At 66.7% G+C, this 20,844-nt stretch carries 23 protein-coding genes and 1 tRNA gene; 4 read left to right on the top strand and 20 right to left on the bottom strand.

Annotated features, from left to right (window positions below):
* Positions 1-95: 95 nt before the first annotated feature.
* From AC07TY_RS05935 to AC07TY_RS05860, 16 genes are all read right to left on the bottom strand, one after another.
* Positions 96-869 (bottom strand): SCO1664 family protein, encoded by a 774-nt coding sequence (locus tag AC07TY_RS05935; RefSeq protein WP_494784669.1) that lies wholly within the window; start codon positions 867-869, stop codon positions 96-98.
* The gene (locus tag AC07TY_RS05930) at positions 869-1,420 is read right to left on the bottom strand and encodes a DUF3090 domain-containing protein (protein ID WP_494784668.1); all 552 of its coding nucleotides are present in this window, start codon (positions 1,418-1,420) and stop codon (positions 869-871) included. Before AC07TY_RS05930 ends, AC07TY_RS05935 begins: the two co-directional genes overlap by 1 nt.
* Before the next feature lie 234 nt (positions 1,421-1,654).
* A complete protein-coding gene (locus tag AC07TY_RS05925; protein ID WP_494784667.1) occupies positions 1,655-2,335 on the bottom strand; it encodes a histidine phosphatase family protein in 681 nt (226 codons plus the stop codon).
* Positions 2,336-2,513: 178 nt separating this feature from the next.
* Positions 2,514-2,861, bottom strand: coding sequence for a type II toxin-antitoxin system PemK/MazF family toxin (locus AC07TY_RS05920; protein ID WP_494784666.1), 348 nt, complete (start codon positions 2,859-2,861; stop codon positions 2,514-2,516).
* Positions 2,862-3,111: 250 nt separating this feature from the next.
* A complete protein-coding gene (locus AC07TY_RS05915; RefSeq protein WP_494784665.1) occupies positions 3,112-3,861 on the bottom strand; it encodes a hypothetical protein in 750 nt (249 codons plus the stop codon).
* A gap of 169 nt (positions 3,862-4,030) precedes the next feature.
* Positions 4,031-4,390, bottom strand: coding sequence for a hypothetical protein (locus tag AC07TY_RS05910; protein ID WP_494784664.1), 360 nt, complete (start codon positions 4,388-4,390; stop codon positions 4,031-4,033).
* Complete coding sequence (locus AC07TY_RS05905; RefSeq protein WP_494784663.1) at positions 4,390-7,626, bottom strand: phage tail tape measure protein; 3,237 nt, start codon at positions 7,624-7,626, stop codon at positions 4,390-4,392. Before AC07TY_RS05905 ends, AC07TY_RS05910 begins: the two co-directional genes overlap by 1 nt.
* A 587-nt stretch (positions 7,627-8,213) precedes the next feature.
* Complete coding sequence (locus AC07TY_RS05900; protein ID WP_494784662.1) at positions 8,214-9,308, bottom strand: hypothetical protein; 1,095 nt, start codon at positions 9,306-9,308, stop codon at positions 8,214-8,216.
* A complete protein-coding gene (locus AC07TY_RS05895; RefSeq protein WP_494784661.1) occupies positions 9,305-9,475 on the bottom strand; it encodes a hypothetical protein in 171 nt (56 codons plus the stop codon). The genes AC07TY_RS05900 and AC07TY_RS05895 overlap by 4 nt, the downstream gene beginning before the upstream one ends.
* A complete protein-coding gene (locus AC07TY_RS05890; protein WP_494784660.1) occupies positions 9,472-9,651 on the bottom strand; it encodes a hypothetical protein in 180 nt (59 codons plus the stop codon). The genes AC07TY_RS05895 and AC07TY_RS05890 overlap by 4 nt, the downstream gene beginning before the upstream one ends.
* A gap of 68 nt (positions 9,652-9,719) precedes the next feature.
* Entirely contained in the window at positions 9,720-10,313 is a 594-nt protein-coding gene (locus AC07TY_RS05885) for a hypothetical protein (RefSeq protein WP_494784659.1), read from the bottom strand.
* Positions 10,314-10,323: 10 nt separating this feature from the next.
* Positions 10,324-10,545: a hypothetical protein gene (locus tag AC07TY_RS05880; protein ID WP_494784658.1), complete on the bottom strand. Its 222-nt coding sequence runs from the start codon at positions 10,543-10,545 to the stop codon at positions 10,324-10,326.
* A 305-nt stretch (positions 10,546-10,850) separates the two neighbouring features.
* Entirely contained in the window at positions 10,851-11,177 is a 327-nt protein-coding gene (locus AC07TY_RS05875; protein WP_494784657.1) for a helix-turn-helix domain-containing protein, read from the bottom strand.
* Positions 11,178-11,239: 62 nt separating this feature from the next.
* A complete protein-coding gene (locus AC07TY_RS05870) occupies positions 11,240-11,899 on the bottom strand; it encodes a hypothetical protein (protein ID WP_494784656.1) in 660 nt (219 codons plus the stop codon).
* Between the two features lie 104 nt (positions 11,900-12,003).
* Positions 12,004-12,207, bottom strand: a complete 204-nt coding sequence (locus AC07TY_RS05865; protein WP_494784655.1) for a hypothetical protein — start codon at positions 12,205-12,207, stop codon at positions 12,004-12,006.
* Positions 12,204-12,434 carry a hypothetical protein gene (locus tag AC07TY_RS05860; protein WP_494784654.1) on the bottom strand — a complete coding sequence of 77 codons (231 nt, stop codon included), beginning with the start codon at positions 12,432-12,434 and terminating at the stop codon, positions 12,204-12,206. The genes AC07TY_RS05865 and AC07TY_RS05860 overlap by 4 nt, the downstream gene beginning before the upstream one ends.
* Before the next feature lie 98 nt (positions 12,435-12,532).
* Here AC07TY_RS05860 and AC07TY_RS05855 point away from each other — a divergent pair, with 98 nt between their 5' ends.
* Positions 12,533-13,231: a helix-turn-helix domain-containing protein gene (locus tag AC07TY_RS05855; RefSeq protein WP_494784653.1), complete on the top strand. Its 699-nt coding sequence runs from the start codon at positions 12,533-12,535 to the stop codon at positions 13,229-13,231.
* On the top strand, positions 13,224-14,345 hold the full coding sequence (locus AC07TY_RS05850) for a site-specific integrase (RefSeq protein ID WP_494784652.1): 1,122 nt from the start codon (positions 13,224-13,226) through the stop codon (positions 14,343-14,345). The genes AC07TY_RS05855 and AC07TY_RS05850 overlap by 8 nt, the downstream gene beginning before the upstream one ends.
* Positions 14,346-14,384: 39 nt before the next feature.
* On the opposite strand, the gene AC07TY_RS05845 is transcribed toward AC07TY_RS05850, so the two are convergent.
* From AC07TY_RS05845 to serS, 3 genes are all read right to left on the bottom strand, one after another.
* Positions 14,385-14,469, bottom strand: a tRNA-Ser gene (locus AC07TY_RS05845).
* A gap of 254 nt (positions 14,470-14,723) precedes the next feature.
* Positions 14,724-15,569: an HAD family hydrolase gene (locus AC07TY_RS05840; RefSeq protein ID WP_488624861.1), complete on the bottom strand. Its 846-nt coding sequence runs from the start codon at positions 15,567-15,569 to the stop codon at positions 14,724-14,726.
* Positions 15,566-16,831, bottom strand: coding sequence for a serine--tRNA ligase (serS, locus tag AC07TY_RS05835; RefSeq protein WP_494784651.1), 1,266 nt, complete (start codon positions 16,829-16,831; stop codon positions 15,566-15,568). The genes AC07TY_RS05840 and serS overlap by 4 nt, the downstream gene beginning before the upstream one ends.
* Before the next feature lie 126 nt (positions 16,832-16,957).
* On the opposite strand from serS, the gene AC07TY_RS05830 reads away from it, so the two are divergent.
* Positions 16,958-17,974, top strand: coding sequence for a diacylglycerol/lipid kinase family protein (locus tag AC07TY_RS05830; RefSeq protein WP_488624863.1), 1,017 nt, complete (start codon positions 16,958-16,960; stop codon positions 17,972-17,974).
* Between the two features lie 100 nt (positions 17,975-18,074).
* On the opposite strand, the gene pheA is transcribed toward AC07TY_RS05830, so the two are convergent.
* Positions 18,075-19,058, bottom strand: a complete 984-nt coding sequence (gene pheA / locus AC07TY_RS05825) for a prephenate dehydratase (protein WP_494784650.1) — start codon at positions 19,056-19,058, stop codon at positions 18,075-18,077.
* 99 nt (positions 19,059-19,157) lie between these two features.
* On the opposite strand from pheA, the gene pgm reads away from it, so the two are divergent.
* Positions 19,158-20,777, top strand: coding sequence for a phosphoglucomutase (alpha-D-glucose-1,6-bisphosphate-dependent) (gene pgm / locus AC07TY_RS05820; RefSeq protein WP_494784649.1), 1,620 nt, complete (start codon positions 19,158-19,160; stop codon positions 20,775-20,777).
* Positions 20,778-20,844 lie beyond the last annotated feature (67 nt).

Below are 20,844 nucleotides of genomic sequence, written 5' to 3'. Positions count from 1 at the left end.
AAACCCCTCGGCGCGCATCCACGCACGGGGGAAGCCCGGCAGCGTCGCTTCAGGACGGCGTGAGTTCTCGCCGACCTGGCACGAGCCCCGAACCGTCAGAAGAGGGGCCAAGGCACCGCGGGCATGTGGCCGCGCGGCGCGGGGAAGATCGGGTTGGCCCGCAGGCGCTCGACGCGGGCGGTGAACGCGGCGATCTCCCGCTGCTGCAGGAGGTCGCGGAGCGTGTCGGCCAGCCCGCCGGACGTGAGGCCTGCCAGCACCCGATCGAGGCCGGCGACCTCGTCGTCGCGGAGCCCCTCGCCGAGCCAGCCCCAGAGGACGGTGCGGAGCTTGTGCTCCTCGTGGAAGGTGAGGCCGTGGTCGACCCCGTGCCGGTGGCCGCCCGGCATCTCGAGGATGTGCGCGCCCTTGCGGTCGGCGTTGTTGACGACGACGTCGAAGACGGCCATGCGGCGCAGCGCGGTCGAATCCTCGTGGATCAGAGCGACCGACCTGTCGAACTCGTCGCTTCCGTCGAAGACGTGGCGCCACCCCTCGTCGGGCACGAGCGCGGAGTCGACGAGGTCGACGGCGTCCTGGTCGGGGTCGATGTCTTGCCACAGCTGCACCATGCCGAGGCCGAGCGGGCCCTCGCGCAGCCAGGTGCGGGGCACGATGTTCCAGCCGAAGGCCTCCGAGACGACGTACGCGGCCACCTCGCGGTGGGCGAGGTCGCCGTCGGGGAAGTCCCAGAGCGGCTTCTCACCGGCGATCGGCTTGTAGACGACCTCGGTCTCGCCGATCGTGCCGAGGAACGTGGCATTCGACGCGGTGGGGATGCGACCGGTGATCTCGAGCGCGCCGTGGTCGAGGTCGGCCACCGGCTGCATCAGAAGTCGCCGGGCTCGACGCAGACGTGCCCCTCGGGGTCCATGGGCTGGCCGCACAGCGGACACAGCGGACGGCCTGCGCCCACGATCTCGAGGGTCCGCTTGGCGAACGCCCGGGCCGTGCCGACGGGGATCCGCACCTGCATCATCTCGGCCGGCTCGGTCTCAGCGTCGATCTCATCGACATCGTCGTCGCTGTCGTCGACCGGGTAGGCCTCGATGACGACCTGCGATGTCGTGACGTCCCACCCCAGGGTCATCGCCCCGGTGCGGAACTGCGAGTCGACGGGCTGCTCGAGCGGTTCGTTGTCGACGAGCTCGACGGGGGTGCCGGTCGGGACGCTGAACGGGTTGCCCTCATGGGCCATCAGGTCGTCGAGGATCTCGTCCATCTTCTCGGCGAGGACCGCGGACTGCTCCTTCTCGAGAGCGACGCTGACGACGCGGCGGCCGTCCTTCGCCTGGAGGTAGAACGAACGCGAACCGGGGTGGCCCACCGTCCCGACGATCAGTCGGTCTGGCCAGTCGAACCCGTGGACGATGGTAGGCATGCGCTCATTCTACGAGCGTCGGGCGGGGTCTTCCCGGGTGTTTGCGAGGCTGGCGCTGCGTGCGTCGGACGCCGCCGTCGCCGGGTGCGGGCCCGCCGTTTCGGCACGGCCGCGCCGTCGCGCGGTGCGAACCCCGCCGGATCGGCACGGCCCCGCCGTCGCGTCAGAGGGACTTTGCCGAAACGGCGGGGATGCCGCGTCTCCCAACCCAGCGCAGAAGCCGAACGCGAGGGTTCAGGCGCCGCCGCCGACCGCCGCATCGGCCGCAGGCGCCGCCGTCTTCGCCAGCCACGACAGGTCGCCCGAATCGGTGTTCGTCGCGATGACGTCGGGCCGGTTCGCGCCGTAGCGGATGATCGACACCGACGCCGGGCCGACGTTGATGCGCTGAAAGAGGTCGAGGTGCATGCCCAGCGCATCGGCCAGGATCGACTTGATGATGTCGCCGTGACTGATCGCCGCCCACACCGCACCCGGCCCGAACTCGGCCTCGAACGCGGCGTCGTGCTTCCGGATCGCCGCCACCGCACGCGCCTGCATCGTCGGCAGCGACTCGCCGCCCGGGAAGACCGCGGCCGACGGCTGCGACTGGACGACCTTCCAGAGGTCCTCCTTGGCGAGCTCCGCGAGCGTGCGCCCCTGCCAGTCGCCGTAGTCGCACTCCGTGATCGCGCGTTCGATGAGCGCGGGAGGGCTGCCCTCCTGGGCATCGCGCAGGAACTTGGTCGTCTGACGGCACCGCTCCAGCGGACTCGACACCGTCGCCACCAGCGGAACCGCCGCCAGCCTCTCGGCCGTGCGCGCGGCCTGACGCCGCCCGGTGTCGTCGAGCCGGACGCCGGCGGTGCGCCCGGCCAGCACCCCCGACGCGTTCGCGGACGTGCGTCCATGCCGGACGAGTATCACTGTGGCCATGCGGAGGGCGTGGGATTCGAACTCTCCCCGGTGCCCTTTCACCTCCTATGACGCCAAGCCTAACCGCTCCATTTCGGGGATTTTCGGTTTCCTAGCGTGGCTCGGAGCAACTGGTTGTTTGCCCGGTTGTGGGCAAAATGTGGGCAGAGCGCCCGCGAGCGCTCGACGAATCGGGGACCTAGAGTCCAAGGAGGGGTCTAAGCCTGTCGCGCACTTCGGAAAGCACCGAATCGGGTACCTTCCCCACGACGCCCGCAACGTCCCGCGTTTGGGCCGTCCACAGCCGGGTTGCCCGGACCACGCTCGGCAATGGGAGTCCGCACTTGTCGTGCTCCGGGATAGGAACGTCTTCCGGATGCGGTCGGTTCACCCGCCTCGGATTCGAGGTGACCATCGTGACAAGGACTGCCTCGTCCTCGCCAGAACCGTACGTCCCCACGACGAGCACGGGTCTCCGCTTGTACGGAGTTGGTTCAATGTGGCTAAAGGGGAACCAGACCGTAACGATCTGGCCTGCCTGAATCACGCGTCGTAGACAGCGTCTTCAGGTGAGTTCCAATCCTCGGCCCAAAGTCGACTGACGTAGTCGCGTGCGTCGGATTCGGCGACGTTCGGCATGGGCATGTCGTCTCCGCTGATCATTCCCACCGGGCTCGACGCAACAAGATGCTCAGTCCCGTGAAAGTGAGCGTCCCTTGTCGGGGACGGCGCCGCAACCTCGACCCATTGGTCGTCGGAGGATTGGAAGCGGGTGGTCGGGGCGAGGGGTGCGGAACTCACAGCCCATCTCCTATCTTGCTCAGGGTATCTGTTGCCAGTTGTTGGCAAACGTACTCACTTATGCCTGTAACGGTCTGGACGGCCGAATTCATTCCGGCGGCATCGGCAATCGCCGTTGATTCGGTTGGGTGGAAGTGCGAGTCCAGGAAGACCGAAGACGCAGGCAGATCGGCCAGCAGTTCAGGGCTGAGGCTAGCATGCGAGCGCTGAGCTGAGAGACGCCCCATCTGGGGGGTCTCCACACGTTCTCTCAGTTCGGGCGCACTCACAATGCCCCACTCGATCTGTCCAGTAAATCCTTCAGTCTCAACGTCGAGCAGCATGCTGGTGTCGATGGCGTTGAAAATCGAGCCGGCCTTTGCGAGGCCCGAAATGCTGTTTCCCAGCGCCCCGCGCGCCCGGTCGTAGGACATGTCCTCGAGGTCGTTGGACCACGCGACGGAAGCGGACCGCAAAATGACACCCTTGGGCTCGAGAACCTCAAAGAGGCCGGCTAGCGCCGGGCTTAGGCTCTCGACCCCTGAACCTTTAGCACTTGCGTCCTCCAGCTGAGCACCGTCTCTTGACACGGTGATTCGAACGCGGGGATCCCCGAGAGCCAATCCAACATGGTCACCAGTCGGGCTATCGAAGAAGGCCGAAGGTTCTAAATGAGCCTCTACCCACTCGAGAAGTCGAAGTCTGCGGGTGCCAAACGTGATGATCGGGGTCCAACCAAACTGGTAAACCGAGGTCCAACGTCGCATGGCCCGAGCATAGTGGTGTCACCTCCGGTGAAGGTTGCCTCAGGGGGACACACAGGTGCGGGGTGACAACCCGGGCAGCACATGACATGACGGACACCCCGGCTCAGGGCTAGCCCGATCGTCGCGACTCAGGGTCGCGTAGGGGTACCCGTTTTCCGGGTAGCCGCTCTCAGGCCTCGAGCTGCTCGTCGAGGTCGTCGATGATCATGTCGGCGACGAGCGGCGAGCGGGCGGTCCGGAGCCAGGCAAGGAGAAACGCGCCCCGGTGCGCGATGAGGAGGGGCGGGGCCTCGTCTCTCAGCCACGCGTAGACGCTGTCAAGGGCCTGCCGGATGACCATCTCCGAGTAGTCCTGGGCGAGGTCCTGGCCGCCGCGGACTTCGAGGATCGCGAGGATGCCCGTGTGGGCGTCCGGAGCGGCCAGGAGCGCCCCGGTGAGCTCGTGGACGCGTTCCTCGTGTCCTGCGGGCAGGAGCGCCTTGGGGAGGCCGTCAGCGCCCTGGGTGAATAGGAAGTCGTCCTCGGCCATTAGCGGGCTCCTAGCTGCAGCCGTCGGTACTCGAACATGACGTCGCTGGCATCCTTCCTCACGTCTCCCGAGGAGACGAACGTAGGGGCGAAGGTGGTGCTGGTGCCGCCGCCGCCCTGCACGACGATCGTCGAGGCCGGCGCCGGAGCATACCGGGTCGGGGCGACGGGGCCACCCGCGGCAAGGCCCTGCACCGATGCTGCGGCCATGAGCTGCTGCTTCGAGACGCGACCCTGGTTGATCGCGTGCATGAGCGGCTCGCCGTACTGGCGCACAGCGGCCGTCCGCATCATGAACTCACCGTTGGACGCCCAGATCGGGACATCGTCGGATGTACCAGTGCCGGGGCCCGTGATGCGTCCGCCGGTCGCGTAAGTGCCCATGCGCCCGTTGCCGGAGGCGCTGCCGTTGACGTCGGACAGTTCCGAGCGGGCCATCCGGATCTTGGTCAGCAGACTGTCGATCTGGCTGCTGTCGGTTGTCGCGACCACTGAGATCAGCTTGAAGACGGGTACCTCGGCGAGCTTGCTCTTGATACGCGCGATCTTCGCCTCAGCGTCGTCGATCTTTGCCTGGATCTCGGACTTCTTCGCGGAGGGGACGCTCGCCAGCTTCTTCTTCAGATCGGCAATGTCTCGTTCGGCCTTTTCCTTCTCGGCGATCAGCTGCGTCGTCGTCTTCTTCGGGATGGCGGCGATGGTGTTGCCGTAAGCGTCGACCCCGGTCGTCGCGCTCGTGGTGTCGGCAGTGAACGCGGTCGCCCAGTCCTTTGGGGTGCCGATGATCGTGTCCGCGTACGCCTGCGCAGCCTCCCCGGTCAGCCCGTACGCGCCGAGGGCCGAGATGAGTCCCTTGCGGCCCTCGGCGAGCTCGTGGGTGGCCTGCTTCTGGTTGTGGGTCTGGTTGAACACGGCGCTGGCCGCGCTCTGCGCGGAGGCGGAGATCTGGTCGAGCGCGGCACTGTTCTTCCGGCCCTCCTCGGTGTTGATGTCGAGGGAGGTGCCGGCGTCCTTGTACGCGTCCTTGTTCTGCTTGATGGTGTCGGAGACCGCGTCGAGGGCGGCCTGGAGGTCGCGCTGTGCCGACCGGGCGTCAAGGGTCGGCGACGTCAGCCCCTTGAGGGCCTGCGCGGTCGTATCGATGGCCTTCGCGGTCTCCTGCGCCGAGGTCTCCATCTCGTTGAGGGCGGCCGTATTCTCCTTGGTCGGGTTCTTGGCCTCCTTCGACGCTTCCGTGTACTTACCCGTGGCCAGGAGCAGGAGGTTCTGCTTCGAGTCAGTGATGCCCAGAGCGGATGCCTGCTTGACCAGCTCGTCCCGGTAGGGGCCCATGTTGCTGATGAGGTCTTTTATCTCACCGTTGTTGAGGCGGTAGGCCTTCGTGATCTTGGTGAACTGCGCCGCGGCGGCGCTCGGATCGGCCGCAGAAACCTCGGCAAGAGCGCTACCCAGATCGGTCAGGGACTTGGACTCCTCCTTGAGGGTGGCGATCATGGCGTACCGCTTGCCGCTGCCGAAGGTGGCGCTGACGTTGTCGCCCATGTTGCGCAGGACGGTGCCGACTGTGAAGCCCTCGTCGCCGAGGTCGTGCAGAACACCCTTGAGGTCCTGCAGGTTCTTGGTCTGGTCGCCGGCGACAGCCTTCGAGAAGCCGCTGCGCTCGCCCGCGGTCGCGAGGGTCTTGTAGGCGCTTGCGGAGGTGGTGATGGCGTTGACGAGTTCCGCCTGCGAGGCCGCTCCCGCGTCGATCGCGACGTTGAACCCGGCCACGGCGGCCGCGCCGGCGCCGAGGGCGATACCCCACGGGCCGGTGAGGAATGAACCGGTTGCGGCGAGGGCCTTGCCCATGCCGGCGGACGCCCGGACGACGGTCCGGCTCGCGGTCGACAGCCCCGCGGTACGGACGGTGGCGCCAGTCATCCCGGAGCTGAAAGCCGAAAGACCGCGGAGGGCCGTGGCGGACGCTGCGGAGGCGATCGGGATGCGCGAGAGGGCGAGCACTTTGAGGGCTTCGCCGAACGCGACGACCTTCGGGATACCAACCAGCAGGGCGGCGGAGCTGAGCCCGACCCCGGCGGTCAGAGCACCGATCCCAAGAACGACGCCCTGCACTGCACCAGGTGCGCGCGAGTAGGTGTCGATCATGTCGGTGACGACCTCGACTGCCGCCCGCAGAGGACCGTCTGCCGCCTCACCAGTGACGATGGCGGCGGTCTGGAACGAGGCCTTGAGCTTCGTCAGATCGCCGTTGAGGTTGTCCATCTTGCCGACGGCCTGCTCGGTTGCGAAGCCCTGCTCGTCAACAGACTTGGTCCACTTGTCGACCTCCTTCGCGCCGCCCTTCATGAGGATCGTCGCGGTGGTGATCTGCGCGTTGCCGAAGATAGTTCCGAGAGCAGCGTTGCGCTGCGCGTCATCGAGCGTGCCGAGCTTGGTCTTCAGCTGCTCGGCGACACCGTTGAACCCGATGAACTTGCCGTGCGCGTTGTAGACGGAAATCCCGTACTTCTCCATCGTCTTGCTGGCAAGTTCCGATGGTGCAGTCAGAGACAAGAGCATGCCGCGCAGGCCCGTGCCGGCCTGCTCGCCCAGGATTCCGTTCTGGGCGAGGAGCGCAAGGGAGCCCACGGTCTGCTCGAGCGAGACGTTCGAGGATGCGGCCACGGGGCCGATGTACTTCAGGCCCTCGCCCAGGTCGGAGACACCACCGAGGGCCTTGTCGGCACCTGCGGCAAGCAGATCGGCGATGTGCGTGACGTCTTTGCCCTTGAGACCGAACTGGGTCAGCGTCGAGGCGGCAATGGAGGTCGCGTCAGCGACATCGATCTGCCCGGCCGCGGCGAGCTTCAGAGAGCCTGCGAGGGCGCCGCCGTAGATGTCGGCAGCGGAGGTACCCGCCTTGACCAACTCGATCTCGGCGTCCGCGGCCTCGGTCGCAGAGAACCCGATGGCGGTGCCGGTGGTGAGCGCAGCCTGCTTGAGCTGGTTCATCTCGTCGGTCGTCGCGTGCGAGAGCGACTTGACCGACGACATCTTCTCGTCGAAATCGGCGTAGGCCTTGATGGCATAGCCGATACCGAGCGCCGCGACGGTGCCGATGGCGGCGAGCGGCTTTGCGAGGGACTCGGCCGCCTCTTTCTGTTTGTTGAGCGCCTGGGTGCCTGTACGCGCCGACGACTGAACGTTGCGGGAGAACTCTCGGGCCGCGGCCGAGCCGCGGCCGAGTGCGCCGACCATCCCATCGATGGTCGCGCCGACCCTCAGGCTTACGCTGCGGTTGCTCCCGACGGCCATTAGCGGTGACCGCCTTGGCAGAGGAGCACGGTGGGCCAGCTAGGCGGGCACGAGGTGGAAGAGAGGCGACGCGGCATGGAGGGACTCTTCTGAGTCAGCACCAGGGAGTCGCAGGCTAAGTCCTCCAGCGCCCCAGTCCAGGGCACCCACCGGAAAGTTCCTTCCGTGCCTCGATTTTAACAGGGGCTACCGTCATTGAGCGCGAATGTCAGCGTTCGTCTGCGCATTGCCGAGAGCATTTCCTATCGAGCCAAAGAGGTATCGCTCTTACCCAAAGCGGATAGGGCATTTATGCCTTTGATGTACCCCTTCTGGGAACTTTTCAGGTCTGTGGACTGCGAGAAACCTCCCCGGCGGTCCTGTAGATCGGGGCTCGGAGGGGCAGCCCCCCACCCCGTGAGCGTTGCTGTGGCCTGTTCTGACGGCCTTTCGGGCTGGTCGTGGGCACTGGTGTGTGGTGCTTGGCCTGGGGGGCTGAGGTCAGCGGCAAGGGAGTGCGAGACTTGCAACCCCTTGCCGCTGAACAGGTCTCACTTGGCTGGAACGCCGCCTTTGCCCCTGAGACCGGCGAGGTAGTCTGCTGCTTCCCGATGTGATCGGTTGGATTCCTGGATGTCGCGGATCTGGTCGACGGAGAGATTTGCCCGTGCAATGTTCCGTACTCGGCTGGTGGCGGACTGCTTGTAGTACGGCAGGCGCTTCGGGTCGGGCAGGGTGTGCTCGATGCTGAGGATGTCGAGCAGGTCTGTTCGGTCTGTCTCAACCTGAGCCACGTTCGGCTGTGACGGACGCTGAGTGACGGTGAGGAGCAGGTCGTCGACGGCGTGCCACTGGCTGATCGTGGGCACCCATGGCCGGTGCTGGGTCACCGCGAGCACGAGGCGCCGCTCGGGTGCCATCGTCCCGTTCAGCACGTCGGAGTCGCGCAGCCCGGTCCGCATCCATTGCAGGTAGTCACGTACAGCCTGGGGAAGAGGGCCCGTCCCTGATTCGGTGCCGGTTCGTTCGGCCCGGGGGCGTGTCCACTCTGGGTGCCAGTCCAGAGCGTCGGCGAAGAGGGCGCTGCGTTCGAACTCCTGCGACCGGAACTTGTGTGAGGACTCCTTCAAGGCGGCGACGTAGAGCGTCTGCTGCACGCGGCGCACTTCGGCATACTTGCCGGCGAGCTCGGTCAGGATGCGCCACTCGTTGATCGTGTCGGTCTTGATTGCCTCCTCGGCGGAGCTCACGGTCGCGGCCGCGGGCATGAGGAGCATCGTCTCGGCGGTGATCTCGTCCAGCTGCTCTCGGAGGTAGTCGAGGGCACGGTCGATCGAGTTGGGTGCCAGGGTTTCCTTGCTCGCCCTGTTGACGACGTCGCTCATCAGGTTGCTTCGCAGCTGTCCGAGGGCGTCGGCGGCTCGGGCATCGATGATGGGTTGGGCGATGTCGTCAGGGACAGTCTCACCGGCGCGGAGGAGCTTGCGGATGGTCGAGTGCACCTGGTTGGTGGCGGCAGGTTCCTTCTCCTGGTATCGCACCAGGATGTCCCCGTAGCGCCTGGAGGTGGCGCCGACGGCCTGGCGGATGCGTTGCAGGTCGTCGTGTCCGGGGACGTGGGACCATGCTTCTGTCTCGATGGTCATGCGGTGGCCTCTGTTCCTTTTCCGCCGGTCTGCACCTCGGGGAGGCGGCCGGTCCTTTTCAGCTCGCGGCCGGCGGCGACTTTCGTCGTGACGGGCTGCGGGTCCTTCTCGGTGTCTTTCTTGCCGTGGGCCTTGTCGAACGCTTCCCGGCCCTCTTTGACGCTCACTGGCCGGCCTCCGCTCGGATGGCTGCAACCTGACGGTCGAGGTACTCCTGACGGCGGGTGTCCGCCATCGGCTCGTCCTTCGCGTCATTCCAGGGGACGCCGACGACGCTCGCGGCAGCGGAGCGAGCGATCTTTCGGAGCTCCGTCTGCTCCTGGGGGGTGAATGCACTGGCCATGGTGTGTTTCCTTTCGGGGGTTGCCCGCGGGACGGGATGCCGGCGGGGTCTCGGGGTGGTTGTGGCGCCTACAGGCGGAGCCCGTGGCTCTTCTCGCGGGCGTCGATGAGCTGCAGCTGTTCGCGTTCCGCGCGGAGGCTGGTGACCCTTCCCCGCCACTGGTCGAACGTGGCGAGTGTCAGGGGTTGTCCTGCGGCCGCGGTGGCTCGGACGGTCTTGGCACGGAGGGCGTCGAACGCATCGACGTCCAGGTCAGCGACCATCAAGGGCTCCTCGTTCGGGCTGACGGTCAGCAGCTCGGTGACGCCGCCGAGGGCTGTCCATGCTCGGGCGATGAGGTCGACCCGGTCGATGGCCTCCATCGCGTCTATCCACATCCCGATGTGGTGCTGCTCGAGGCCGGCGGGGGTGGCGCCGTTGAGATCGATACCGGGGATGTCACGGCGGGTCTTCGCGATGGTGGCTGAGGCCCAGCCGACGGCGGCGGCCCAGGCTGTCTGGATCGCCGGGGTATGGCGCACGAGCCCATCGAGCTTCGCCTCAGCGTCCACGGCGTCGAGTCCCTTCTCGAGGGTGGCGGGCAGGGGCACTCGGATGAGGTGGGCTGTCTGCTTCAGGGTCTCGATGGCGGTGTCGACGTCGAGCGTCTCGGGTGCGTCCATGAGAGGTCTCCTAATCGGAAGAGTCGAGGCTCGGGTCGATGAGGACCGCGGCGAGGATCCCGATCACGGCTCGCCCGGAGTCGTAGGGGGTGGACTCGGGGTCGTCGAGGATCGAGTCGATCGCCCGATCGAACGCGACCCCGTCCTCAGCCGCGATGGCTGTCATGACCTCCTTCGCGCGTTCGTAGTCGACGGGTCGGGCCTTGAGCTCGAAAGTGCTCTGCTGGGTCACGTGGTGCTCCTGTTCGGTACATGCTTCGGCGGGTCTAGAGGACGACGCTTTTCGTCCCCCTCGATTGAAGGAATGAAAGTTATCCACAGGCCGGGCGCTTGTTTCGTTGAGCGGAGCGCCTGGTACTTGTCACTGGTCTCATCACTGGTACATCACTGGTAGTAGGCAGAATCTGCCGGTGGTTTTGGCAGAATCTGCCGGTGGTATTGGCAGAATCTGCCGGTGGCTCGACGTAATTTGCCGGTGGAACGGTGAACTACCGGCAGATAGTGCCGCTGGCAGAATCTGCCGCTGGGTCGGCCGGTCTACCCCGCCTGTCTTCGGGCTCGCAGCCACTCCTGGTCCGTGGCCCGGAAGGTCTCGGGGACCTTAAGGAAGTAGCGGCTCTGGGCCCAGGTCTTGTGAGCGGGACGGGTCTTCTCGATGCGCACGGGACCATCGGCTCGCCCGAGAGTTACGAGCTGCTCGCGGACGGCTCGGGGGCTCAGTCCGGTCTTGTGCGCAATGTCTTCCTGCGAGGGGAACGCGTATCCGTAGACGGCGTTTTCCATCTCTGCCAGGTACAGCAGCACGACCTTCTGGCCGGACTTGAGCTCGAGCGTCCAGGCCCAGTTGCGAGCAGATACGGTCACGCGTCGCGCCCCTCTCGGTGGTGTCGGAAGTGTGGGCAGGAGCGCGCACACCCGAGGGTCCGCTACTTGGCTTGGTCAAGGATCTCGTTGGCCACGGCGAGGGCGCGGTCGACGAGCTCGGCAGGCGTCTCAGCTGCAGAAGCTCTGGATGCTCGGACCTGGGCGGCTGTGTCGATGATCTCGTGAGCGAGGCGGAGAGCTTCTGCCGCGGACATGAACTTGATAGCCCGACCGTCACTGTCATCAACAACATGCAATGCGACTGTGGGCACTCCCCCGCTCCAGCCGATCGCAGCGTAGGTGTGGTCGTCTTCCGTCAGGTCGGCAACGGAGACGGTGCTATTGAGGAACTGCCCCGACTTCTGTGCGCCTTCGATCGTCTCGCTGAGGAGGCGGTACTTGCCGACGTACGTGAAGACGAATTCACGCTCCATGTCGTCATCTTCGATGTCCTTGTTCGACCACTGATAACCGGGGGTGGTCATCCTGTCTCGAACTCTTGTCGGCAAGTGGTTCCACGCGTCGATGGGCATTGCCTTGGGACCGGGCGTGTATCCGGGCGTCAGCGGCCGCTCTTCCCAGATGATGTGCCAGAGCCCGCTCGACTTGTCACCTATGAATCCCTCGCTATTGAAGCCAGAAATGGAGATGAAGTCAGTGGCGAGTTCCGCCACCCGCTCTGGGGTCTTGTCGACGGTCGGGGAGGCTGAGATGATAATCATGTTCTTGTCCTTCGTTTACTTAGCGGTTTCGATGGGCTGGGCCCCTGTTGACGCAGGGGCCTTTTTCGTAGGTCGCGTTTGAGACGCGGGATGGTTTGCGGGCGTCACGCTTGGCCCTTCTCTCGAGCGAGCGAGTCGATCGCGACGTGAATCCGGCTAACGATCTGGGTCGTCGTCATCAGCTGGCCATCCTCGATGTAGGAGAGCGTGCGGTCGCCCATCGTGGCCCGGGCCGCGGTCTCGTTGCGGCCGAGCCCGTGATACTCACGGTGCGCTTTGGTGCCGCCCTGGAACACGCAGTTAGTCACGAGGCTTCCCTCGAGCTCTTCCGCGCCTGAGCCTCGAGCCACTCCCTAAGTCGCCGCTCCGTGTAGACGATCGTGCGCTTGGTCGGGGCCAGGTACTCGGGTCCCGTGCCCTTGAAACGGAGCATCTTCAAGCGCCCTTCGGTCATGCCGGGGACTAGTTCGCAGACGTCTGCCGGCGACAGGTACTTCTCGACTGCCGGCTCGACGGGACGAAGATCGGTCTGCATCATTTCCTCCTTCGGTTACGGAAATCCGTACACCTGAGGATTGAAGCAGTAGAGCCATGTATTGTCAAGTAGCCGAATGTTCGGATAATCTCGGTTTCATGACGAACTCCGACGACCCTGGGCATAGCGATGTCGTCCCCCTCAATCGCGCCGTGGGGCAGAACGTACGGCGCCTCAGATCTGCCGCCAATGTGACGCTGGATCAGCTGGCGAGCGCCGTACGTGTCTACGGGCTGAAGTGGACGACGTCGCGAGTCGTTGAGTTTGAGAAGGGGCAGATACCAGCCACGCTTCCGACGATCATGATTGTCGCCGACGCGCTCGGAAACCTCACTGGCAACCGTGTCCGTCTCGCGCAGCTGTTCGAGTTCGACGGTTGGATCGAGATGACGTCCGGGACTTCCCTTCGAGCCGAGGTGTTCCAGGTCGTGTTGAGCGGCGATCGTGTCAACTTTTTTGACGATCTCCCCTTCGAACAGCAAAGTGTCGAACGCGCCCGCAACACTGAAGCCGCGGACAGCGAGCCTCGCGTCCCCCGCGGCGTCTCAGTGCTGAATCTCAAGCGAATGCGGAGCAACGCCGGTATTGCCGATGCTCGGGCCGCAAAAAGACTTGCCATGGATCCCGATGAGTTCCTCGGCTATTGCTGGCTTCTCTGGAAGCAGACGCTGAGCGAGCGAGCATGGGCCGCAGCTGGAGTCGACGCTTCTCCCCAGAAGATCGGCCACTTCACCCGCCAATTCACGCGTGACCTCGCGGCCTTCGCGAACAGCTCCCCAAAGGATTCGAATGGCTAGCGTCACGCCGTATGAGACCGCCAAAGGCCGACGCTATCGGGTCCGATTCCGAGATCCCGAGCGCAGGCAGACCGATCGCCGAGGCTTCAAGACGAAACGTGAGGCCGAGCTCTTTCTCGCTACGGTCGAGGTCGCCAAGGATCGCGGGCAGTTCATCTCGCACTCGGATTCACAAACCACCATCGACGCCCTTGGCCCTACCTGGCTGGCAAACCAGACGCACCTCAAGCCGTCATCCGCGCGCCCACTCGAGATCGCCTGGCGCCTGTACGTGCAGCCCCGGTGGGGCTCTAGGAAACTGGCTGACATCAGGCACAGTGCTGTTCAGTCCTGGATCTCCGAGATGAGCAAGGACCGCAGTGCTACGACGGTTCTACGCGCTTACGGCGTGCTGGCCGCGATCCTCGACACCGCAGTCAAGGATCGTCAGTTGGGGAGCAACCCGGCCCGCGGAATGAACCTCCCACGAAAGGGGCGAAAGGAGCACGTCTACCTGTCGCCCGACCAAGTGTCGGCTCTCGCCGTTCAGTCAGGCGATTTCGGCCCTCTGGTCTTGCTCTTGGCTTACACAGGCCTCAGGTGGGGCGAGGCGGTGGGCTTGCGCGTGAAAGATCTCGACATGCTTAGGCGCCGGGTGAACGTGACAGTGAATGCCGTGGAAGTCGGCGGCGTCATCGAGGTCGGCACCCCGAAGACGCACAAGCGCCGTTCAGTCCCATTCCCTGCCGGACTCTCGGTCCCTCTAGCGCTCCAGTGTGATGGGAAGACGCGCGAATCGCTCGTGTTCGGGACGCAGCTGGGGACCCACCTTCGCCGTTCCCACAATGAGCACGGGTGGTTTCCCTCTGCCGTGAAGGCGGCCGGCCTTCCGGACATGACCGCGCACGATCTCAGGCACACCGCTGCCAGTCTGGCCGTGAGCTCTGGAGCGAACGTGAAGGCCGTGCAGCGGATGCTTGGCCACGCCTCCGCGTCGATGACGCTTGACGTCTACGCCGACCTGTTCGATGACGACCTGGATGCAGTAGCAGCACGACTCGACGAGAAACTGGCACTTACGGTTGTGGGCAAAATGTGGGCAGATAACGCCGTGAACGAGAGAAAGACCCGCTAGATCCCTGAGTCAACCAGGGATCTGGCGGGTCTTCCTAGGCGGAGGGCGTGGGATTCGAACCCACGAGACATTTCTGCCCACTTGTTTTCAAGACAAGCTCCATCGGCCGCTCGGACAGCCCTCCCGGCGTGCGAACACGCGGGTTCGCAGCCTCTGCGAGTGTATCGGACGCGTGATGTGGCGCGTCCTCTGGCAAGGACGACGTGTGCGTGACGAAGGATTCGACGGCGAATCTGCGACGCCCACTAGGAGAACGCCGCCGGGGTGCGACGCTGACGAGGACGTCTACCCCAGGCGTCCTTAGGAAGCGGCGCGACGCGGCGCGACGAGCACGCTCGCGACGCGACGCGAGGCGCACGCTCGCGCGGCGGACAAGCGCTACAGCGTCGCCAGCACCGCGGCGAGCCCGTCCTCCACGTCCGAGCCGGTCCGCTCGGACGCCGCCTCGAGCACGTCGTCGGGCGCCTGCCCCATCGCGACACCGCGGCCGCCGCGCGCGGCCCATGCGAGCATGTCGATGTCGTTGCGCCCGTCGCCCACGGCCATGACGCGCTCGGCCGGGATGTCGAGCCAGGTGCGGACGCGCTCCAGTGCCGTGGCCTTGGTCACGCCGAAGGGCGCGATGTCGAGCCAGGCCGTCCAGCCGACGTTGTAGCTGACCTTGTGCAGGCCCATGCTCTCGACGATCTCGAGGAACTCGTCGAGGCTGTGCGACGGCGACATGACGACGACGCGGGTCGCCTGGACACCGCAGAGCTCGTCGAAGCTCGCCTCGCGGCTCGTCGGAGTGAGGGCGATCTCGGGGAACGCCCCGAGGTAGAGCATGTTGCCGTGGGCATCCTCGACGGCGTAGCCGGCGCCCTCGAGGCGGCCGTTGATCGTCGTGAGGACGTCGGTGGGGTCGAACTCCTCGACGAAGACCGTCGAGTAACCACTGTCGGCAGTGTCATCGCGCCCGAGCGTCATCGCACCGTTCGACGAGACCACGTAGTCGGACTCCAGGCCGAGCCGCTCCATGACGGGCAGCGTCATCGCGACCGAGCGGCCCGTGGCGATCATGACCTCGTGGCCCTCGCCGCGCAGGCGGCGGATCTCGCCGGCGACCGCATCGCTGATCTGGCCGCCCTCGGTCATGATCGTGCCGTCGACGTCGAGCGCGACGAGCCAGGCGTCGTCCCGGCGCGGAGCAGCGGACCGCGTCACGGCGGGGGTGGAGGAGGTCACGCGACGGGCTCCATCACTTCGAGGCCGCCGAGGTAGGGCCGGAGGGCCTCGGGCACGACAACCGAGCCGTCGGCCTGCTGGTGCGTCTCGAGGATAGCGACGAGCCAGCGCGTGGTGGCCAGCGTGCCGTTCAGCGTGGCGACCGGCGCCGTCTTGCCCGACTCGGTGCGGTAGCGGGTGTCGAGGCGGCGGGCCTGGAACGTCGTGCAGTTCGAGGTCGACGACAGCTCGCGGTAGGTGCCCTGCGTCGGAACCCAGGCCTCGATGTCGAACTTGCGGGCCGCGCTCGAGCCGAGGTCGCCGGCAGCCACGTCGATGACGCGGTAGCTGAGCTCGCACGCCTGGATCATGGCCTCCTGGTACGACACGAGCTTGTCGTGCTCGGCCTCGGCCTGATCGGGGTGCACGTAGGTGAACATCTCGAGCTTGTTGAACTGGTGCACGCGCAGGATGCCGCGGTTGTCCTTGCCGGCGGCACCGGCCTCGCGGCGGTAGCAGGTCGACCAGCCGGCGTAGCGGATCGGGCCCTCCGACACGTCGACGATCTCGTCGGCGTGGTAGCCAGCGAGCGCGACCTCGCTCGTGCCGGTGAGGTAGAGGTCGTCGGCCGGGAGGTAGTAGATCTCGTCGGAGTGGGCGCCGAGAAATCCGGTGCCGGCCATGATCTCGGGGCGGACCAGCGTCGGCGTGATGAGCGGCGTGAAGTCTTCGGCCATGGCCTTGTCGAGCGCCATGTTCATGAGCCCGAGCTCGAGGCGGGCGCCGACGCCGCGCAGGAAGTAGAAGCGCGAGCCCGACACCTTCGTGCCGCGCTTGATGTCGATGGCGCGGAGCTTCTCGCCGAGGTCGGCGTGGTCGAGCGGCTCGAAGTCGAACTCGCGGGGCTCGCCGTGCGTGCGCAGGGTGACGAAGTTCTCCTCGCCGCCAGCGGGCACCCCGTCGATGATCGGGTTGGCGATGGCGCGGATCGCTGTGTCGAAGGACTCATCGGCGACGGTCGACGCGGCCTGCGCCTCTTTCACCCTGGCGGCGAGCAGCTGAGCCTGGGCGACGAGCTGCTTCTTCTCGTCTTTAGGCGCCTTGGCCACGGTCTTGCCGAAGGCGTTCTGCTCGGCGCGGAGGTCTTCGTACGACGCGATCGCGGCCCGGCGGCTGACGTCGGCCGCGACTGCGACGTCGACGACCTCGGTGGAGTCGCCGCGCGCCGCCTGGCTCGTCTTGATGAGGTCGGGGGCGTCGCGGAGCAGCTGGGGATCGATCACCCCGCCAGTCTAAGGAATACCGGCCGCGAGTCGCCTCCGCCCGTCAGGCCTGTGGAGAACGCCGCTCGACGACTGCGTTAACACGCCCGCCATACACGCGCGGTCCGCGTCGAATACGGTTGGCCCATGAGCACCCCGTCCTCCCCGCCCGCCGAGAGGGATGCCCCCGAGGCCGCCGCCACGGCTCCCAAGACGGCGGCCGTCGTCTACAACCCGATCAAGGTGTCGCTCGCCGACATCAAGAAGTCGGTCCGCCGTCACCAGAACAAGGCGGGCTGGAACGAGACGCTCTACTACGCCACCAGCATCGAAGACCCGGGCGGCGGCGTCACCCGCCAGGCCGTCGAGGCCGGGGCCGACGTGGTCATCGCCGCCGGCGGCGACGGCACCGTGCGCAACGTCGCCGAGGCGCTGCGGGGTTCCACGACGGCGCTCGGCCTCCTGCCGTCGGGCACCGGCAACCTGCTCGCCCGCAACCTCAAGCTCAGCCTCGACCACCTCGACAACGCGATCTCGACCGTCTTCCACGGCGTCGAGCGCAAGATCGACCTCGGCGTCGTCGACATCGAGAACCCCGACGGCACGCGCGACCGCAGCGTCTTCGTGGTGATGGCCGGGCTCGGGCTCGACGCCCAGATGCTCGCCAACACGAACGACACCCTCAAGAAGCGCATCGGCTGGCTCGCCTACGTCGACGCCATCGCCCGGAGCCTCCGCGACAACAACAGCATGAACATCCGCTACGACCTCGACCACTCGGGCCGCAAGTCGATGAAGACCCACACGATCATCCTGGGCAACTGCGGGCTGCTCCCCGGCAACCTGATGCTGCTGCCCGACGCGGCAATCGACGACGGGGTGTTCGACATCGTCGCCCTCCGCCCCGAACGCAAGATCGACTGGGTCGGCATCTGGCTCAAGATCGTGTGGGAGAACGGCATCCTCCGCCGCAGCCGAGCGGGCCGCCAGGTCATGAGGCTCGCGCCCGACCTCAAGACCGTCCGCTACATGAAGGGCTCCGAGATCGTCGTCCGCCTCGAATCCCCCCAGGACTTCGAGCTCGACGGCGACTCGCACGGCATGGCGGTCGCCATCCGAGCCTGGGTCGACCCGCTGGCCCTCCGAGTGCGCGTCCCCGCCTAGAACCCCGCAGGCGCAGGAACTGCCGCCGGGCTCGCCCGCCGCCCGCCTGCCCTGCGCCGCCCGCCTGCGCCCACCCGTCGCCGGGCTCGCCGTCCTGCGCCTACCCGTCGCCGGGCTCGCCCGCGACCAACCCGCGAAGCCAGTCGCGCGCCTCGACGAAAGCGGCGTTGTCGTAGCGCGGCGTCACCGTGACCGCCTTGTGGTCGGCCCGCGGGTACGACCCGAGGAACATCACGCTCGGGCTGAACCGCTTGAGGCCGAGCAGGGCGTCGGCGACCCGCTCGTCGAGGATGTGGCCGTCGAGGTCGATCACGAAGCGGTACCGGCCGAGCGCGTCGCCGATGGGTCGCGACTGGAGCAGGCTCATGTTGATGCCGCGCGTCGCGAACTGCTCCAGCATGTCGAGCAGCCCTCCGGCGCGGTCGTCGGGCAGCTCGGCGATGATCGTCGTCTTGTCGGACCCGGTCGCCGCCGGCACCGCCGAGGCCCGGCCGACGAGCACGAAGCGCGTGACGGCGTTGGAGTTGTCGCCGATGTTCCGCGCGAGCACCTCGAGCGGGTAGTGCTCGGTGATGCCGAGGGGCGCGACGGCCGCGTCGGCGAGAACCCCGACGATCGCCTCACCCGGCGCCGGCGGGAGGAGGGCAGCGGCCGCAGCCACGTTGGAGGTGGCCGGGAGGTGGCCGTGCTCGGGCAGCGTGCTGTCGAGCCACCGGCGCGACTGGGCGTACGCGACCGGGTGGGCGTTGACGACCTTGACCTCGGCGAGGGACGTACCCGGCCGCGCGACGAGCTCGAAGTCGACCTTGACGAGGTACTCGCCGAGGATCCGCAGGCCGGGCACGTTCGCCAGGGCGTCCTGCGTCGCGCTCACGCCTCCGTCGACGGAGTTCTCGATCGCGATCATCGCGGCGACGCTGCGCCCGGCGACGACGTCGGCCAGGGCCTCGCCCACGTTGTTGACGCTGCGCCAGGTCTTCCCGGCGGCCTCCGGCACCTGCTTGAGCGCCGCCTCGGTGAAGGTGCCCGCCGGGCCGAGATAGCTGTACGTGGTCTCGGGGCGGGCGCCGGCGTGCTCTGACATGGCTCAGAGCCTAGGGCAGGCGCACCCTCCTCCCCGCTGGCCCGGCTCGCCTGTGGACAACTTCGACGCGGTTCTCCGCCAGGTGCCACTATGAGTCTCATGACCGATCGCGCCGGCACCTACGCCACCCCCGCTGACCTCATCGACCCCGAGGCAGTCACATCCGCCTACTACTCGCTGACCCCCGACGTCACCGACCCGTCGCAGAAGGTCGTGTTCGGCACGTCCGGCCACCGCGGCTCGTCGCTCGACTCGGCCTTCAACGAGGCGCACATCGCGGCGATCACGCAGGCCATCGTCGAGTACCGCACCGGTCAGGGCATCACAGGCCCGCTGTTCATCGGCCGCGACACCCACATCCTCTCGGGCCCTGCCGAGCGCACCGCCCTCGAGGTCCTCGCGGGCAACGGCGTGAAGGTCCTCGCCGACGCCGAGAACGGCTACGTGCCCACCCCCGTGGTGAGCCACGCGATCCTCGTCTACAACAACGATCCCGCCCACACCGAGCAGGCCGACGGCATCGTGGTGACGCCCAGCCACAATCCCCCTCGTGACGGCGGCTTCAAGTACAACCCCCCGCACGGCGGTCCGGCTGACAGCGACGCCACGTCGTGGATCGCCAACCGCGCCAACGAGATCATCGCCGGCGGCAACGTCGAGGTGAAGACGAGCGACGTCAGCCCCGGCCGCTACGACTTCCTGCGCCGCTACGTGCTCGACCTCGCCAACGTGATCGACTTCGACGCCATCAAGAAGGCCGGCATCAAGATCGGTGCCGACCCGCTGGGCGGCGCGAGCGTCGAGTACTGGGCCGCCATCCGCGACGCCTACGGCCTCGACCTCACGGTCATGAACCCCGGCGTCGACCCGACCTGGCGCTTCATGACGCTCGACTGGGACGAAAAGATCCGGATGGACCCTTCGAGCGCCTCCGTCATGGCGAGCGTCGTCGAGCGCAAGGGCGAGTTCGACATCGTCACGGGCAACGACGCCGACGCCGACCGCCACGGCATCGTGACCCCCGACGGCGGCCTCATGAACCCGAACCACTACCTCGCCGTCGCCATCGACTACCTCTACAGCCACCGCCCCGAGTGGCGCTCCGACGCCGCCATCGGCAAGACGCTGGTGTCGTCGTCGATCATCGACAAGGTCGCCGACTCGCTGGGCCGTCGCCTCTGGGAGGTCCCGGTGGGGTTCAAGTGGTTCGTACCCGGGCTGGTCGACGGCAGCGTCGCCTTCGGCGGTGAGGAGTCGGCCGGCGCGTCGTTCCTGCGTCGCGACGGATCCGTCTGGACCACCGATAAAGACGGCATCATCCTCGCCCTCCTCGCCAGCGAGATCCTCGCCGTCACAGGCAAGTCTCCGTCGGTGCTGTACGCCGAGCTGACCGAGAGGTTCGGCGCTCCGGTCTACCAGCGCATCGACGCCGCCGCCTCGAAAGAGCAGAAGGCACGACTCGGCAAGCTCAGCGGCGACGACATCGCGGCCACCGAGCTCGCCGGCGACCCGATCGTCGCGAAGCTCAGCGAGGCCCCCGGCAACGGCGCCGCGGTCGGCGGCGTGAAAGTCGTCACCGAGAAGGCGTGGTTCGCCGCCCGCCCGTCGGGCACCGAAGACGTCTACAAGATCTACGCCGAATCGTTCGAGGGCCCAGAGCACCTGAAGCGCGTCCAGGAGGAGGCGAAGACGATCGTCGACGCCGCGCTCGGCGCCTAGCTGTCCGAGCACCGCACGGTTCAGTGCAGACGGCCCCACTCGCCGCGGCCTGTGGGGCCGTCTGCGT

This window comes from Frondihabitans sp. GW821-FHT04F02 (assembly GCF_059420045.1).
Note: the sequence above shows the minus strand (reverse complement) of the source record. Positions and strands in the feature narration are given on the sequence as shown.